Annotated in this window: 1 pseudogene; it reads left to right on the plus strand. The window is 59.2% G+C overall.

From position 1 onward, the window contains the following. Positions 1-509 (plus strand): annotated as a pseudogene (locus AAIR21_RS27810) (RHS repeat domain-containing protein); the annotation flags it as partial. Positions 510-551 lie beyond the last annotated feature (42 nt).

Consider the following 551-nt stretch of genomic DNA (forward strand, 5'->3'; position numbering starts at 1 on the left):
AGCCGCGGGACCGCAACAAACCGCAGACGCAGGTCAGCTTCCGCTACGATCCGCTCGGTCGCCGCATCAGCAAAACGCGACGCCAGATGATGGGTGGACAGCCAACCATCAAGCCGGTCACTACCCGGTTTGTCTGGGAAGGGGTCCGCCTGCTGCAGGAGGTGCACGGGGACGTGTCGCTGACCTGTGTCTAAAGCGATCAGGACAGCTACGACCCGCTGGCGCGCATTGATGGCGTGGATGCCCCGGAGATCTTCTGGTTCCACTATCAGCCGAACGGCACGCCGGAGCGGATGACGGATATTGAAGGGCAGGTGCGCTGGGAAGGGATGAACAGCGCCTGGGGCAAGCTGCTGCGGGAAAGTGAAACGCAGGTATCAGGATATTCCCAGAACCTGCGGATGCAGGGGCAATACCTGGATTGTGAGACAGGGCTGCACTACAAACTGTTCCGGTATTACGGCCCGGGCTGCGGACGGTTTACGCAGCAGGATCTGATAGTGTTAGCGCCGGTGATATAAACCTTAATTCACCGTTATTGATTGTCCGCT

Origin of the sequence: Enterobacter sp. PTB (assembly GCF_051130085.1) — a bacterium.
GTDB classification, from domain to species: domain Bacteria; phylum Pseudomonadota; class Gammaproteobacteria; order Enterobacterales; family Enterobacteriaceae; genus Enterobacter; species Enterobacter ludwigii.